The sequence below is a fragment of the Arthrobacter sp. PvP023 genome, from assembly GCF_017832975.1.
Classification (GTDB): domain Bacteria; phylum Actinomycetota; class Actinomycetes; order Actinomycetales; family Micrococcaceae; genus Arthrobacter.
The window spans coordinates 734,149-749,804 of sequence record NZ_JAFIBI010000001.1 but is presented as its reverse complement, the minus strand read 5'-3'; the positions used below and the strand labels follow the sequence as shown (position 1 = coordinate 749,804).

Here is a 15,656-nt window from a genome sequence, read left to right as displayed (position 1 = left end):
TTACACGCTGGCGGCGGACGGCTGCAGGTCCTCCCGCTGTGCCGGCCGCCCGTTCGGGGCGAGCGCAGCGGCGATCACCACCGAGCTGGCCGAGGCCCAGGCCTGCGGACGGCAGCTCGCCGGGAACGGCACGGGGGTGCGCATGGTGTCCGAGCCGTGGCCGCCAAAGAGCTCCGGCAGCCGCCAGTCGTTGGCTTCGGCCACGTGCAGCAGCCCGGCGGCGAGCTGCGCTGCCTCATCCGGGAAGCCGTCCGCCAGCATGCCGCTGATGATCAGGGCCGTGTCATGACTCCAGACAGCACCCGCGTGGTACCGGGTGGGCCAGTAGCCGCCGTTGGTGGTGGACAGGGTCCGTACGCCGTAGCCGGAGAACATGGTGGGGTCCATGACGCGGCGCACCACGATCCGCTGCTCCTCCTCATTGAGGATTCCGGTTCCGAGCAGGTGGCCCATGTTGGAGGTCACGCCATCCACCGGGCGCTTGTCCGCATCCAGGGCGAGCGCCGGGTAGGGACCCAGTTCGTCCTCGCACCAGAACTGCGCCCGGAAGCGCTCGGCCATGCCTGCCGCGTAGTCGCGCCATTCCTGTGCCCCGGGGCGTCCGAAGGCGTCCAGGATCTCGGCGCCCACCACGGCGGCCTCGTAGGCGTAGGCCTGGACCTCGGCGAGCGCAATCGGCCCCTTCGCCAGAGAACCGTCGTGCCAGCGGATGGCGTCGCCGGAGTCCTTCCAGCCCTGGTTCACCAGGCCCTGGCCGGAGGCGTCAAGGTATTCCAGGAAGCCGTCCCCGTCCAGGTCGCCATGGTCCCTGAGCCATTCGAGGGCGTCCTGGAGGTTGGGCAGGAGTTCCTCCACCTCGGCATCCGGCATGCCGGCTTTCCAGGCGTCGTGCAGGAGGCAGATCCACAGCGGCGTGGCGTCAATGGTCCCGTAATACACCGGCGGCAGGCGCAGGGCCTGCCCGCTCTCGGCCATGGTCAGGACGGTCCGGCGGACCTCGTGCAGGATCTTGCCGGGCTGGACGGCCGTGGTGTGGTCCGTCTCCGTGCCCTGCCGGCCGGCGAGCGCGCGGAGCGTTCCGCCGGCAATGGCCGTGTTGATGGGCAGCAGCATGCGCGCCGCAATGATGGAATCACGGCCGAACATGGTGAAGAACCACGGGGCGCCGGCCGCCAGGAACGTGTCATGCGGATGCGAGTAGTGCGCCAGGCGCAGGCTGTTGAGGTCGCTGACGGACCGTTCCAGGAGCCTGCTGAGCCGGGGGTCGTTTGAGGCCGGAGCAACGATGGGGTCCCCGTCCGCGGCGAGCATCGGGGAATCCTCGTCCGTCAGGTCCACCGCCCAGGCCAGCTCCACGGGCACTCCGGGAAGCACCTCCACGGCCCAGTCGATGGTCACCGTGCTGCCATGGATGCTGACGGTTCCGTTGCCCGCCGTGAGTGCCAGGGTGGTGTCCTTGTCCCGCCAGGACCAGGTGGTCCCCTGCGGCTCCACCGGGGCGCCGCCACGCGCGCCCTGCTTGATGGTCTCCATCGTGGTGTTGTCCGTGCCAAGGGTCAGACGGACAGTCAGCGACACCGGCTCCCGCATGGCCGATTCAAGGCGCAACGTCTCAGCCACCCGGCCGGAGCAACCGGTGAGGGTTTCGGTGTCCCCGCCGGACCGGACCCTGCCGGAATCTGCCGTGCGCGTGCGCACCAGGGAGAGCAGGGGGTCCGCTACTTCGGCGTCGGCACGCACAAAATAGATGTAGTCGGTTTCCTTGGAGGAACGCAACTGCGTGGACACCCACTCCGGTTCCCGCCCGTCCACCGTGAGGACGGCGGTGTTGAGCACGCGGTCATCGCCGCAGTAGATCCCCTGCGCGCCGGCGTGGCGGATCTGGCCATGGGCGTCTGACCATGCCTGGATGGGGGCGCTGAAAACGCCGGAAAGATTGTGCAGGTATGGCTGTTCAGAGGCCACGGTGAAACAACTCCTGTGCTGCTGGATGTGGGTGCGGAGGATGGTGTCCCGCAGTACCGGGCGTGAACCTGGGCGCGGAAATTTGATCGATCAAATTTGTGCGGTTAAATCGTCTCACACGTTAGTCTGTGAGGGAAAAGTCCACCATGCTGCGGCCTTGCCGGGACGCCCGCCGACCACTGTCCGGGCGGACCTGCACCCAGTACCCGCGTCCCAAGGAGCCCCGTTTGCCCCGGCCCACCCTCGCCAGCCTGGCCGGCGAACTTGCCGTGTCGCGGCAGACCATCTCCAACGTGCTGAACGCCCCGCACAAGGTCAAGCCCGCCACCCGGGAACGCGTCCAGGCCGCCATCGCCGCGGCCGGCTACCGGCCCAGCGCCGCCGCCCGCCAACTGCGCACCCAGCGTTCCATGAACTTCGGCATGCGGCTCCTTCCCGCCACGGACGGCATCAACGGCGCCGTCCTGGACCGGTTCCTGCACGCGCTCACGGAAGCAGCCCAGTCGGCCGGCTACCGGCTCACGCTCTTCTGCGCCGACTCGGACCGGGACGAAATCCGCCAGTACGAACAACTTCTGGACGTCGCCGGGCTGGACGGATTCATCCTCACCTCCAGCACCCCCGACGACCCCCGGACCCGGTGGCTGCAGGAACGCGGCACGCCTTTCGCCGTTTTCGGCAGGCCCTGGGATGCCGCCGGGCACCCCGCAGCGGCGGACCACCCCTGGGTGGACGTGGACGGGGCCGCCGGAACGGAAGAGGCCGTGAGGATGCTGCTGGCGCAGGGCCACTCGCGGATCGGATTCCTGGGCTGGTACACGGGCGATCCGGTGGGTGCGGACCGCCGCCACGGCTGGGAGCGCGCCATGACCGAGGCAGGACGGGGCTCGGATGTGCCGGCCCTCAGCGTGGAAACGGAGGACACCGTTGCCGGCGGCGCGTCCGGAGCAGCACTACTGGCATCAAGGGGAGCCACCGCCGTCGTCTGTTCCAGCGACTCCCTGGCGCTGGGTGCCGCGGAGACGCTGCGGGAATCACGGCTTGGCAGTTCCGGCTCCGGGCTGCCTGCCGGCCGGCCCGCCGTCGTGGGCTTTGACAACACTCCCGTGGCTGCCGCCCTGGGACTGTCCAGCGTCGCCCAGCCCGTGGAGGAGGCAGCGCGCCACATTATCCGTGTCCTGGCTGACGAGCTGGCCGGAACCGGCCCCGTTGCCGGAACGGGCGCCGCCCGAACCGGGGGCGGTTCCGTCCCTGCAGACCCCAGCCCGCCGAAAAGGCAGCTCCTCCTTGCACCGCGGGTGGTGGAACGGATTCCGCTGCCGCTGGCGGCAACCGGCACCAGCTAGCGTGCAGCTAAGACACCGGCCTGCGAAGCCCCGGTGAGCTTGGCCACCAACGGTGGCCGCCCGCCGTCGGGCGTTGCTACGCTGGGACCAAGGTTCCCGTCCGGAGCCTCCGGACGACGGTTCAGTACCCGGCACGCGACAAGACTGGCCAAAGGATCTGTCATGTCGTGGTTAATCCTCATTTTCTCCGGCGCCCTCGAGGCCGTCTGGGCCGCAGCGCTGCACCGGACGTCCCAGGCCAAAGGCCGCCGGCGTGTGCTGCCCGCGGCGGTCTTCCTGGTTTCCGTCATCGCCAGCACCGGCGGCCTCGCCATCGCTATGCAGTCCATCCCCACAGGCACTGCCTACGCGGTGTGGGTGGGTGTCGGCGTAGTGCTGACCTCCGCTTACGCGATGGTCACCAAAGTGGAACGCGCGACGGCGGCGCGGCTGCTGCTGCTCGCCGGCATCGCGGCGTCCGTGGTGGGCCTGAAGGTGGTGGCGTAATGACCAGGAATGCCATTGCGTGGCTGGTCCTGCTCGCTTCCGCCGTGCTGGAGGCCGTCTGGGCCACGGCACTGGGATTGTCCGACGGCTTCTCCCAGGCACTGCCCACTGCTGTCTTTGCCGTCACCGCAACTCTGAGCATGGCGGGGCTGGGGATCGCCGTGAAATCGATCCCGCTCGGGACCGCCTACGCCGTGTGGGTGGGCATCGGCGCCGCGCTGACAGTGGGCTGGGCCATGGCCACCGGTGTCGAGCCTGCCAGCCCGCTCAAGCTGCTGTTCATCGCCGGGATCGTTGGCTGCGCGGCGGGGTTGAAGATTCTGCCACAGGACCGGTAGAGCCGCGCACCACCAGGTCGGACGCCAGGACCACCGGCGAGCGCGTGGAGTGTTCGCCGGCAATGTCGGCCGCCAGGGCGTGGACGGCGGCGTGCGCGATGGCCGCGACAGGCTGCCGGAGCGTGGTCAGCGGCGGGTTGGTCAGGGCCATCAGCGGGGAGTCATCGAAACCGACGATGGACACGTCCTCCGGGACTCGCAGCCCCCTTGCCTGGGCCGCCCGGATGGCGCCGAGTGCCATGACGTCGGAGGCGCACACAATCGCCGTGTGGCCGGAGTCCAGGAGCTCATTCGCCGCGCTCTGCCCGCCTTCCACTGTGAACATGCTGGTGGCCGTATGTGGTTCCGGGTCCTCGATGTCCAGGTACTCGGCGAGGGCGGAGCGGAATCCGGCCAGCTTCTGCCTGCTGGGGATGAAGCGGTGCGGGCCGATGGCCAGCCCCACCTTCCGATGCCCCAGGCTGGCGAGGTGCTGCACCGCGGTGCAGATTGCCGCGGCGTCGTCATTGGACACGGAAGCGGCCGCCAGTTCCGGGCGGGCACCGTTGACCAGGACGAAGGGGATGCCGCGGCCGCGCAGCCGGTGGTAGCGCTCCAGGCTGGCCTGGCCGTCGGCGTGTGAACTGCAGATGAAAATGATTCCGGACGCTTCCTGCGCCACAAGCATCTCGATGTACTCATCTTCTGAACGTCCCCCGCCCGGCAACGCACAGAGAATCGGGATGAAGTCCTCCTGGGACAGGAGCGATACGACGGTCTGCGCAATTGCCGGAAAGATCGGATTGGTCAAGTCCGGGACGATAATCCCCACCTGGCCCCGGGTGGTGCTCCGCGCACGGTCCGGGCGCTCGTAGCCAAGGTCGTCCATCGCGGCGAGAACCGCCTGCCGCACCTCACGCGAAACGCCTTTCCGGCCGTTGACCACGCGGGACACGGTGGCGATGCTGACGCCCACCTTCCGGGCGAGGTCCTCCAGCTTGGGTCGCTCCGGGGCGTCAGGGTCTGCGCGGCCCGCTGTCGTGCTCATAAGGCTCCTTCACCGGAACAGCCGTCCGGAAGTCATGGTGCTCCCAGTCTACGTAAACAGCACGCCGCATCTCATGAAAACAGAACGTAAAATTTTCGGTAAATGGTTGACGTGCATCACAACAGCTACCTAGGCTCATCGGTATCCCCGCTCACCGCTGATGCCGTTCTGGGGCATTGCCAAGGAAGGTCTCCCATGATTCGCCACTCCCGCCTGCCCGGGTCCCCGCCCGCCCTCAACAGGAAGCTCCTGGCTGCGCTGGCCGCAGCCTGCGTCACTCCCCTCACCCTGGGCGGCCTCGCCCTCCCCGCTTTTGCGGACCACACCGCCACTCCCGGCACGGTGGCCCTCGTAGGATCACTGCAGTCCGAAATCGGCTGCCCGGGCGACTGGCAGCCGGAGTGCACCGCCAGCAGGCTGCTGCCGGTCGAGGGATCTGCAACCCTGTACCGGGCCACCTTCGATGTCCCGCCCGGCACCTACGCCATGAAGGTCGCCCTCAACAATTCATGGGACGAAAACTACGGGGCCGGAGGAGTGGCGGGCGGCGGCGACATCGCGCTCACCGCGCCGGGAGGACCGGTGACGTTCACCTACGACCACGCCAGCCACACCCTCACGGACGACGTGCCGGACGCGCTCGGAGCCGAGGCCGGGGCGCACTGGCTGACGGCGGACACCATCGCATGGAAGGCCCCCGCGGCCGAGGGGACGAGCTACCGGCTCTACAGCGCTCCCGACGGCGGCCTGGCAGTTGCGGACGGACAGGTCACCGGCGGTTCCTCCCTTCCGCTCGAGCTCAACGCCAAAGGGTTGGATGCAGGCCTTGCGGCCAAGTATCCGCACCTGGCGGCCCTTGCCTCCCTCCGACTGACGGAAGCTGATGCGCGCCAGGCCAAGGAACTGTTGAAAGGCCAACTGCTGGTGGCCGCGATCGGCCCCGACGGCAAGGTCACAGCCGCCACCGGGGTCCAGGTTCCCGGCGTCCTGGACTCGCTCTACCCCGGAGCCGCAGAGCGGCAACTCGGACTGACCTGGAAGGGCAAGCGCCCGGAGCTTTCGCTGTGGGCCCCCACGGCCCGCAGCGTCACCCTCCGCACCTACGCGTCCGGCTCAGGCGGCGAACCAGTGGCCACCACGGCCATGAAACCCGGCAAGGACGGCGTATGGTCCGTTACCGGGGACAAGGACTGGAACGGCGCCTACTACCTGTACGAAGTGGAGGTGTTCGTCCCGGAAACCGGCAAAGTTGAGCGGAACCTCGTCACGGACCCCTACAGCGTGGGCCTTTCCGCCAACTCCGAACGCAGCCTGTTCGTGGATGTGGATGACAAGTCGCTGGCACCGGCCGGCTGGGCCAGACTCCAGAAGCCCGCGCTCAGCAAGCCGGAGGACCTTTCCCTCTACGAACTGCACGTGCGCGACTTTTCCATCAGCGACGAATCCGTTCCTGCCGAGCACCGCGGCACCTACAAGGCGTTCACGGACACCGGCAGCAACGGCATGAAGCGCATGCAGGAACTGGTGGACGCCGGGATGAACGCGGTCCACCTGCTGCCCGTCAACGACATCGGCACCATCGAGGAACGCCGCAGCGAACAGCGCGAACCGATCTGCGACCTGGCCGCCCTTCCCGCCGACTCAGAGGAACAGCAGGCCTGCGTGGCCGGGACTGCCGCCAAGGACGGTTTCAACTGGGGTTACGATCCCCTGCACTACACAACGCCGGAAGGCTCCTACGCCACCAACCCTGACGGACCCACCAGGATCACTGAATTCCGCGGGATGGTGGCCGCCCTGAACACCACGGGCGCACGGGTCATCCAGGACGTCGTCTACAACCACACCTCCAGCGCAGGACAGTCCGGGAGCAACAACCTCGACCGGATTGTCCCGGGCTACTACCACCGCCTGAACGCCGCCACCGGATCCCTGGAGACGTCCACGTGCTGCGCCAACACGGCCACCGAGAACGCCATGATGGGCAAACTCATGGTCGACTCGCTGATCACCCTGGCCAGGACCTACAAACTGGACGGGTTCCGTTTCGACCTCATGGGGCACCACTCAAAGCAGAACATGCTGGACGTCAGGGCTGCCCTGGACAAGCTGACCCTGCCCAAAGACGGCGTGGACGGCAAGAACATCGCCCTGTACGGCGAGGGTTGGAACTTCGGCGAGGTGGCCAACAATGCCAGGTTCGTGCAGGCCACCCAGGCGAACATGGCCGGGACCGGCATCGGCACGTTCAACGACCGCCTGCGCGACGCCGTCCGCGGCGGAGGCCCGTTCGACCCCGATCCGCGCGTCCAGGGGTTCGCTTCCGGACTGTTCACGGATCCCAACGATTCCCCGGCCAACGGCACGCCCGAACAGCAGAAGGCCGCCCTCCTCCTCGCACAGGACCTGGTGAAGGTGGGCCTGACCGGCAACCTGAAGGACTACTCCTTCATTGACCGCACCGGCGCCGCCGTCAAGGGTTCGGACGTACCCTACAACGGCGCCCCGGCGGGGTACACAAGCGATCCCCAGGAGGCCATCACCTACGTGGAGGCCCACGACAACGAGACGCTGTTCGACGCCCTCGCCTTGAAACTGCCGCAGGACACGCCCATGGCCGACCGCACCCGGATGCAGACCCTCGCGCTCAGCACCACGGCCTTCGGCCAGGGCATCTCCTTCTGGCACGCCGGAGGCGAGTCACTGCGCAGCAAGTCACTGGACCGCAACAGCTACGATTCCGGTGACTGGTTCAACGTCCTGGACCACACGGATACCACCAACGGTTTCGGCCGCGGCCTGCCGCCCAAGGCTGACAACGAGGACAAGTACGGCTACATGCGCCCGCTGCTGGCAGATCCGGCCCAGAAGCCGGCTTCCGCGCACATCGCAGAAGCCCGTCAACGGGCCGAGGAACTGCTGCAGATCCGCAAGAGCACGCCGTTGTTCCACCTGGGCGACGCCGGACTGGTCCAGCAGAAGGTGTCCTTCCCGGGAGGCGGCCCGGAACAAACCCCGGGCGTCGTGGTGATGCGCATTGACGATTCAGCCGGGACGGACGTGGACCCGAACCTGCGCGGACTCGTCGTGGTGTTCAATGCCTCGGATGAGGCCACGAGCCAGACCGTGTCCGGCACGGCCGGTTCCGCCTACGCCCTCCACCCGGCGCAGGCAGGGGGTGTCGATTCCGTGGTCAAGGCGGCCGCATATGATGCGCAGTCCGGGACCTTCACCATCCCGGCCCGCACTGTGGCGGTGTTCCAGGCCAGGTAACGGCGAATTAGGCTGGTGGCCATGGCATCTATCCCGCCGGACGCGCTCCGGCACCCGGAGGTGAGGGCGGCCGTGGCGGACCTGCGCGGCCGCCTGGCGTCCGGGAACCGGACGCTGCTCGGCATCACGGGCGCGCCGGGGTCCGGTAAATCGACCTTCGCGGCCGCCCTGCACACGCTCTTTGGCCCGGACCTGGCCGTCGTGGTGCCGATGGACGGCTTCCACCTGGGCAACGCGATCATCGACGGCACGCCGCTGCGGCAGCGCAAGGGGGCAATAGACACGTTCGACGCCGGCGGTTACCTCTCGCTGCTGCGGCGGCTCGCGCGGCGGGATGAGCCGGTGGTCTACGCGCCGGATTTCCGCCGGGAGATCGATGAGCCCGTGGCAGCCTCCATCGGCGTTCCGGCCTCGGTGCCGCTGGTGATCACCGAGGGGAACTACCTGCTGGCGGACCATCCGGTGTGGCGGCAGGTCCGGGCGCAGCTGGACCAGGTCTGGTTCATGGACACTCCCCCGGGCCTGCGGCTCGAGCGGCTGGTGGACCGGCATGTGCACTTTGGCATGGACCGGCCTGCCGCGGAGCAATGGGCCGGCGGCTCCGACGAAGCAAACGCACGGCTGATCGAATCCACCCGTGCTGCCGCGGACCGGATCATTCCCTGGTCCTAGGGTCTCCCGTTCGTTCGCCGCCGGCCGGACAGGAGTTCCCCGAAGTCTTATTTCAGCGGCAAACGGTCCAAGGCAGCGCAGCCCTGTTAGCCTGCTCCTAGGATCACCGGACCATCATCGGGTCTCAGCCGGTGGCTGGGTCCCCCGTGGCTCCTGGACGCAGAGGACAACAGCACATGGATGCGCAAGCGCCGGACAATGCTTCAGGACCAGCGGCCACGCCCCCGGAGGGCCGCGCAACCGGGCCTGCCGCGTCCGGGCGCACCTGGAGCCTGCGGCGCGAATGGTCCAGGGCGTTCCTGCTTATGCTCGCCGCACTGCTGATCGGCGCCGTGGTCACGATCGTGGGTGTGCGGGGCCTGATGGACCAGGTGCAGGAAACGTCAGCCCGGCTGCAACTGGAGCTCGACAAACTAGAGACCCTCCGGTCCGCCCTCGATGCCCACGAGCAATTGGGGCACCAGTTGCTCTCGGGTGCCCCCGTGGACCGCTCCGCTTTCCTCGGGCAGCAGGAGGAGATTTCCCGCGTCTTCGAGGACGTCGCCGCCGTCCTGCCGGCTGAAACAGAAGTGCGGGAAACGATTGCCGCGGCCCGGCAGTCCTGGCAGGAAGCCTTGGCGGAACATGGCCTGTGGGGCAACGGGGTGCTTTCACTGCGGGGCAGCCACGTGGAGGAGACCCCGGCATTGGCCGCCTCCAGCGCAGGAATCCGCAGCCAACTGGCGGACATCCGGCGCTACTCCCTGGCAGAAATGGACAAGGGACTCGAGCACAGCGCCGAACTCGAGCGGTTCCTGGTTATCGCGCGCAGCTTCCTGTTCGTGGTGGCAGTGGGCGCTACGGTGTACTTCCGCCGCAGGATGGTCAAGGACCTCATGCGCCCGGTTGGGAGCCTGCACCAGGGTGTCCGCAAGCTGCAGGCCGGAAACTACAACCACCGCATCGAAGTCTTCCGCCGCGACGAACTCGGCGAACTGGCGGAGGCGTTTAACGGCATGGCCGCCGCCGTCCACAGCAGCCATGAGGCCCTCACACACCGGGCAACCCACGACCCCCTCACCGGCCTGGCAAACCGGGCGGCCCTGATGGAACGCCTCACGGCTTCCTTTGGGGCCGGAAGCACCCGCAGGAACCGGAACGAGGGACTGCTGTTCATCGACATCGATGACTTCAAGGAGGTCAACGATTCGCTGGGACACGAGCGGGGTGATGCCCTGCTCATCCAGCTGGCCGCCCGCCTCAAGGGCTGCGTCCGCTCCGACGACGTGGTTGCCCGCCTTGGCGGGGACGAGTTCGCGATCGTTGTAATGGACGACGACGTCGGCTCCGTCACCGCCGGGATCGCCGAACGGATCCACGGGGCGTTGCGCGCACCGTTCTTCGTCGGCGACGACCGCCTCACCGTCACGGCCAGCATGGGTGCGGCGCAGCGCCGTCCGGAAACCACAGACGCTGCCGAGCTGCTGCGGCAGGCGGACTTCGCGATGTACCTGGCCAAGCACGGCGGAAAGGCACGCTTCCAGCTTTTCGACGCCGAAGGCTACGACCATATGACGTACCGCGCCGCCCTCAAACGGGACTTGGCCTCCGCCGTGCCCGCCGGTCAGCTGCGCCTCGAATACCAGCCCATTGCCGATCTGGACACCGGAGCCATCCTCGGCGTGGAAGCGCTGGTGCGCTGGGAGCACCCCACGCTGGGGCTGCTGGCGCCGTCGGAGTTCATTCCGCTCGCCGAGGAGACGGGCGACATCGACGCCGTCGGCTGCTGGGTGCTGGATAACGCGAGCCGCCAGGCGGCCAGCTGGCGGAAGTCCCTGCCGCAGTGCGGAGACCTCTGGATTGCCATCAACCTCTCCACCATCCAGCTTCCCAACCCGCGGAACCTGGCCGCCATCACACGCATCCTTGCCGACCCCGCGGCACAGGCGGACAAGGTGGTGCTCGAAGTCACCGAAACAGCCCTTGCCGGCAGCACGGACGGCGGCATCGCCGCACTCAAAACCCTGAAGGAGACCGGTGTGCGTGTGGCCATCGACGACTTCGGGACGGGATATTCCTCGCTGAGTTCCCTGGCTGTGCTGCCGGCGGACATCCTCAAGATCGACCGTTCGTTTCTTGGGCGGCAAGCGTCCGAGGCGCAGTCGGCGGCGATGCTCGAAGGCATCCTGGGACTGGCCCGCATGCTCTCCCTCGAAGTGATCGCCGAAGGGGTGGAGGAGCCCGGGCAGCTGGACCTGCTCCGCGCCCTGGATTGCCGGATGGGCCAAGGCTACTTCCTGGCCCGGCCGGGTTCCGCCGAGGCGATCGAAACGCTCCTTGCTTCGGACGCCCGCCTTCAGCCCCGCCCGGCAACGCTCGAGCAAGCCCTCGATTCATGAGGAATACTGGCCTTCCCGCCGGAGTTCTTGGCTAGGACGGCACTTCCCGGAATACGCACAGCAGCGAAATGGAGACCCTTATGGCACCGGCATCCGCATCACTAGTCCACCTCGGCGACGGATTGAACGTCAGCCCCCTGGGGTTCGGCGGCATGGCCCTGACGCCGGTCTACGGCGAAGTGGACCAGGCCGCGGCCCTGCGGACCCTGCACCATGCGGTGGATGCGGGCGTCAGCTTCATCGACACCGCAGACATCTACGGCGGCGGCAGCAACGAGGAACTGATCTCCCGGTTGCTCAAGGAACGCCGGGGCGAAGTGCAGCTGGCCACCAAGTTCGGGCTGGTGGGCACCCCGTCCACCGGCTACACCGACATCCGGGGCGACGCCGCCTATGTGCAGGAAGCGGTGGAAGCCAGCCTCCGCCGCCTGGGCACCGACACCATTGACCTGTACTACATGCACCGCCGCGACCTCCGCGTTCCGATTGTGGAAACCGTGGAGGCCATGGCGGCGCTGGTGCAGCAAGGCAAGGTGCGGCACCTCGGCCTGTCGGAAGTGACGGCCGAAGAGCTCCGGGAGGCCAGCAGCGTCCACCCGATCGCAGCGGTCCAGAGCGAATGGTCCATCTGGAGCCGCGATGTGGAACGCAACGTTGTTCCCGCGGCGGCCGCGCTTGGGGTGGGTTTCGTGCCATATTCGCCGCTGGGCCGGGGATTCCTCACCGGCACAGTGGACGCTTCGAAGCTCGGGAGCGGCGACTTCCGCCGCAACATTCCCCGCTTCGCCGCAGACGCGGCGGATGCCAACCAGGGAGTGGTGGCCGCGGTTCAGGCCGTCGCAGCCGAGCTCACCGTCGCCGGTAAGCCGGCGACTCCGGCACAAGTGGCCCTGGCCTGGCTGTTTGCCCAGGGCAAAAAGCTCGGCCTGCCCGTGGTTCCCATCCCGGGCACGCGCAAGGCGGAACGGATCGACGAGAACCTGGGTGCGCTGTCGCTCACCTTCACCAGTGCGCAACTGGAGAAGCTCGACGCCGCCGCGGACGCCGTCGTCGGCTCCCGCTCTGCGGACCCCAAGTGGGTGTCCCAGGGCCGCGAATAGGGTTTCCGTAGACTGAGCCCCATGGATTCCCTCATTCACGACCTTCGTGACATCACCATCCGCCGGATTTCGGTCAGCGAGATGGACAACAACGTGTATCTGCTCACCGGCAAGGCGTCCGGTGCACAGCTCCTGATCGATGCGGCCGATGATCTGGCCGCCATCCAGGGGCTGCTTGCAGACGCCGCCGCGGATACCTCCGCGACGCCGAAGCTGGCGCTCGTTGCCACCACCCACCAGCACTGGGACCATGTCCGTGCACTGCCGGGCCTCGTGGCGGCCACCGGAGTGAAGACGGCGGCCGGGACTGATGACGCCCCGGAGCTGCCGGTACCGGTGGACGTGCTGCTGGACCACGGTGACGTGGGCAACTTCGACGGTTTCGACGTGACGGCAGTGCACCTCCGGGGGCACACGCCGGGGTCGGTGGCGCTGGTGTACCAGGACCCGGAAGGGCCGGCGCACATCTTCTCCGGCGACTCACTGTTCCCCGGAGGCGTGGGCAACACCCAGAAGGATCCGGAGCGGTTCACCCAACTGATCACCGATGTGAGCGAGCGGCTGTTTGACGTGTACCCGGATGACACCCTGGTGCATCCGGGCCACGGCAAACCCACTACCCTCGGCGCGGAGCGTCCGCACCTTGAGGAGTGGCGCGCCCGCGGCTGGTAGCTTTCGCTACGCTTTCAGGCTGGCGCTGCGCTTCGTGATTTGCGCTGCGCTAAATGCCGGTCGCTGCGGATATACCCGCAGCGACCGGCATTTTGCGTGTCGCCCTCTACTTTTGGTAGCGAAAACGCGATCTTTAGCGGCTGCGGCGTTCGTTCGAGGCCGGAGCCGACGCGCGGCGGGGTCCGCCGCTGCGTGCCGGACGGCCTTCGCCGGAGCGGCCGTTGCCGCCGCCTGCGTAGGATCCGCCCGAGGTTCCGCCCGTGTTGGATGACCAGACTGCAGCGTTGCCGCCGGCCGAGCCGGACTTGCTGCCGGCAGCGGCGCGCTGGCCCGTTGCCGGACGTCCGCTGCGCTGGCCGCCCGTTGCTCCGCCGGTGCGGGGAGCGCCACCGCGCTGCGCACCGGTGCGGGGAGCGCTGGTGCGGGTTGCGCCGCCGCGGGCGTCGCCACGGCCGTCGGACGTACGTGCGTCAGACCCGCGGCCGGCCGATGCACGGCCCCCTGCAGCGGGAACGTCGTTGTGGTGCGAGTAGGCAGTGGCACGGCCGCGGCCGCGTGCATTGCGGCGCTCGGCGCGCTCAGCATCGGCGCGGTCCTGGTTCTTCTCCGCCACGCGCTCAGCGGCGTTGCGGGCAGCGGCCTGGCCTTCATAGGCCACGGCACGGCGCTCGGAACGCGGAAGATCAGTGCGCGGAGCCTCGGCCGAGACCCGTCCGCGTCCGCCACGTCCACCGCGGCCACCCGCAGTGGGTGCAGCCTGAGTGGAGCGGCGGGCGCGCTTGCGCTCCGCGTTGGCACCGGTGGAGGTGCCGCCGCCGTGCTGCGCAGCCTTGGCGGCGAGCAGTGCGGCGCGGGTGCGCGGATCGATCTTGTCGGCCATTTCGCCCACCAGTTCTGCAACCAGGGGTGAGTTGGCGGTGACGCGCTCGAAGTTGACCTCGACGCCGGCAGCCTTCATGAGCTTCTTGACGTCGGACTGCTGCTCCGGGAGGGTCAGCGTGACCACGGTGCCGTCGGAACCGGCGCGGGCCGTACGGCCCGAGCGGTGCAGGTATGCCTTGTGCTCCGTGGGCGGGTCAACGTGGATCACCAGTTCGACGTCGTCCACGTGGACGCCGCGGGCGGCGACGTCGGTGGCCACCAGGACGCGGACGTCGCCGGAGGAGAACTCGGCGAGGTTGCGGTCACGGGCGTTCTGCGAAAGGTTGCCGTGCAGGTCGACGGCGGGGATGCCGGCGTCGGTCAGGGTCTTGGCAAGCTTGCGGGCATGGTGCTTGGTGCGCATGAAGAGCACGCGGCGGCCGGCACCCGAAGCGAGTTCAACGATCAGCTGCTTCTTGACGGTCTGGTCGTTGACGACGAGCACGTGGTGTTCCATGGTGGTCACCGCGGCCTGCGGATCGTCCACGGAGTGGGTCAGCGGGTTGGACAGGTAGCGCTGGACGATCTTGTCCACGCCGTTGTCCAGCGTGGCGGAGAACAGGAGCCGCTGGCCCTGGCTCGGGGTCATGTCCATAAGCTTCTTGACCACCGGCAGGAAGCCGAGGTCGGCCATGTGGTCGGCCTCGTCGAGCACGGTGACCTCGACGGCCTCGAGGGTCAGGATGCGCTGGCGGATCAGGTCCTCCAGGCGGCCCGGGCAGGCGATAACGATGTCGACGCCGGCGCGCAGCGCCTTCTCCTGGCGTGCCTGGGAGATGCCGCCGTAGATCACGGTGGTGTTCAGGCCCATGGCCTTAGCCATCGGCTCGATGGTGGCGTTGATCTGGGTGGCCAGCTCGCGGGTCGGCGCAAGGACCAGGCCCATCGGGCGGCCGGGCTTGCGGAAGTGCTTGGCTTCCCGCTCAGCGAGTCGTGCTACAAGCGGGATGGCGAAGGCGATGGTCTTGCCGGAGCCGGTGCGGCCGCGGCCCAGGACGTCGCGTCCGGCCAGGGTGTCCGGGAGGGTCTTGACCTGGATGGGGAACGGCTCGGTGATTCCCTGTGCGGTGAGGGTGTCGGCAAGTTCTTTGGGCGTGCCGAGGGCAGCAAAAGTAGTCATGTGTTTCAAAGGTCTTTCAGGCGGTATCCGTGCGGATATCGGCCCCCGGTGCCGGTTGGCCCAGGGGTTCGCCGAAGAAAAGTCAGGTGATCAACCGGGCTGCTGCAAACCTTGCGGTAGCGGCGGCCGGGACCAAATAGAACGCGTTCATCGACGCAGGATGTGCCTCTCACATGAAAAAAACCCACTCCCTGCCGGACAAATCCTTCGGGGGATCCGGTTGATGAACCGAATCAAAGTGGGCATCACTGCACATCAAGTTCCATCAGTCTAGCACCCGCACGCCGCAGCCCCGTGCTCGAAGCCGCCCCGGGGCGGAACGGGACCGAATGAATGTGATGCAGCTCACGCAGAGCGG

General features: G+C 68.0%; 11 protein-coding genes and 1 riboswitch. Of the genes, 8 read left to right on the top strand and 3 right to left on the bottom strand.

Going from position 1 to position 15,656, the window contains the following annotated elements:
* Entirely contained in the window at positions 1–1,965 is a 1,965-nt protein-coding gene (locus JOE31_RS03530) for a glycogen debranching N-terminal domain-containing protein (RefSeq protein ID WP_209742161.1), read from the bottom strand.
* A 227-nt stretch (positions 1,966–2,192) separates the two neighbouring features.
* Here JOE31_RS03530 and JOE31_RS03525 point away from each other — a divergent pair, with 227 nt between their 5' ends.
* The 3 genes from JOE31_RS03525 (at position 2,193) to JOE31_RS03515 (ending at position 4,135) form a co-directional block, all read left to right on the top strand.
* A complete protein-coding gene (locus JOE31_RS03525) occupies positions 2,193–3,311 on the top strand; it encodes a LacI family DNA-binding transcriptional regulator (RefSeq protein WP_245198953.1) in 1,119 nt (372 codons plus the stop codon).
* Positions 3,312–3,398: 87 nt separating this feature from the next.
* Positions 3,399–3,464, top strand: a riboswitch (guanidine-III (ykkC-III) riboswitch).
* 9 nt (positions 3,465–3,473) lie between these two features.
* Positions 3,474–3,797 (top strand): multidrug efflux SMR transporter, encoded by a 324-nt coding sequence (locus tag JOE31_RS03520; RefSeq protein ID WP_209742159.1) that lies wholly within the window; start codon positions 3,474–3,476, stop codon positions 3,795–3,797.
* The gene (locus JOE31_RS03515; protein ID WP_209742158.1) at positions 3,797–4,135 is read left to right on the top strand and encodes a multidrug efflux SMR transporter; all 339 of its coding nucleotides are present in this window, start codon (positions 3,797–3,799) and stop codon (positions 4,133–4,135) included. The genes JOE31_RS03520 and JOE31_RS03515 overlap by 1 nt, the downstream gene beginning before the upstream one ends.
* Here the strand turns inward: JOE31_RS03515 and JOE31_RS03510 are convergent.
* The gene (locus tag JOE31_RS03510; RefSeq protein ID WP_209742157.1) at positions 4,077–5,162 is read right to left on the bottom strand and encodes a LacI family DNA-binding transcriptional regulator; all 1,086 of its coding nucleotides are present in this window, start codon (positions 5,160–5,162) and stop codon (positions 4,077–4,079) included. The genes JOE31_RS03515 and JOE31_RS03510 overlap by 59 nt on opposite strands.
* A gap of 195 nt (positions 5,163–5,357) precedes the next feature.
* Between JOE31_RS03510 and pulA the strand changes: the two genes are divergently transcribed.
* The 5 genes from pulA (at position 5,358) to JOE31_RS03480 (ending at position 13,257) form a co-directional block, all read left to right on the top strand.
* On the top strand, positions 5,358–8,435 hold the full coding sequence (pulA, locus tag JOE31_RS03500) for a pullulanase-type alpha-1,6-glucosidase (RefSeq protein ID WP_209742156.1): 3,078 nt from the start codon (positions 5,358–5,360) through the stop codon (positions 8,433–8,435).
* Positions 8,436–8,456: 21 nt separating this feature from the next.
* A complete protein-coding gene (locus JOE31_RS03495) occupies positions 8,457–9,107 on the top strand; it encodes a nucleoside/nucleotide kinase family protein (RefSeq protein ID WP_209742155.1) in 651 nt (216 codons plus the stop codon).
* A 176-nt stretch (positions 9,108–9,283) separates the two neighbouring features.
* Positions 9,284–11,485 carry a bifunctional diguanylate cyclase/phosphodiesterase gene (locus tag JOE31_RS03490; protein ID WP_209742154.1) on the top strand — a complete coding sequence of 734 codons (2,202 nt, stop codon included), beginning with the start codon at positions 9,284–9,286 and terminating at the stop codon, positions 11,483–11,485.
* Between the two features lie 80 nt (positions 11,486–11,565).
* Positions 11,566–12,585, top strand: coding sequence for an aldo/keto reductase (locus JOE31_RS03485; RefSeq protein WP_209742153.1), 1,020 nt, complete (start codon positions 11,566–11,568; stop codon positions 12,583–12,585).
* A 21-nt stretch (positions 12,586–12,606) separates the two neighbouring features.
* Positions 12,607–13,257: an MBL fold metallo-hydrolase gene (locus tag JOE31_RS03480; protein ID WP_209742152.1), complete on the top strand. Its 651-nt coding sequence runs from the start codon at positions 12,607–12,609 to the stop codon at positions 13,255–13,257.
* A gap of 133 nt (positions 13,258–13,390) precedes the next feature.
* On the opposite strand, the gene JOE31_RS03475 is transcribed toward JOE31_RS03480, so the two are convergent.
* Entirely contained in the window at positions 13,391–15,298 is a 1,908-nt protein-coding gene (locus tag JOE31_RS03475) for a DEAD/DEAH box helicase (RefSeq protein ID WP_209742151.1), read from the bottom strand.
* Positions 15,299–15,656: the final 358 nt, after the last annotated feature.

Bases quoted from the DNA above. Each gene is read 5' to 3' on its own strand.
- JOE31_RS03515 (WP_209742158.1), top strand. From the start codon at position 3,797: ATGACCAGGAATGCCATTGCGTGGCTGGTCCTGCTCGCTTCCGCCGTG.
- JOE31_RS03495 (WP_209742155.1), top strand. From the start codon at position 8,457: ATGGCATCTATCCCGCCGGACGCGCTCCGGCACCCGGAGGTGAGGGCG.
- JOE31_RS03520 (WP_209742159.1), top strand. From the start codon at position 3,474: ATGTCGTGGTTAATCCTCATTTTCTCCGGCGCCCTCGAGGCCGTCTGG.
- JOE31_RS03510 (WP_209742157.1), bottom strand. From the start codon at position 5,162: ATGAGCACGACAGCGGGCCGCGCAGACCCTGACGCCCCGGAGCGACCC.
- JOE31_RS03490 (WP_209742154.1), top strand. From the start codon at position 9,284: ATGGATGCGCAAGCGCCGGACAATGCTTCAGGACCAGCGGCCACGCCC.
- JOE31_RS03475 (WP_209742151.1), bottom strand. From the start codon at position 15,298: ATGACTACTTTTGCTGCCCTCGGCACGCCCAAAGAACTTGCCGACACC.
- JOE31_RS03485 (WP_209742153.1), top strand. From the start codon at position 11,566: ATGGCACCGGCATCCGCATCACTAGTCCACCTCGGCGACGGATTGAAC.
- JOE31_RS03480 (WP_209742152.1), top strand. From the start codon at position 12,607: ATGGATTCCCTCATTCACGACCTTCGTGACATCACCATCCGCCGGATT.
- pulA (WP_209742156.1), top strand. From the start codon at position 5,358: ATGATTCGCCACTCCCGCCTGCCCGGGTCCCCGCCCGCCCTCAACAGG.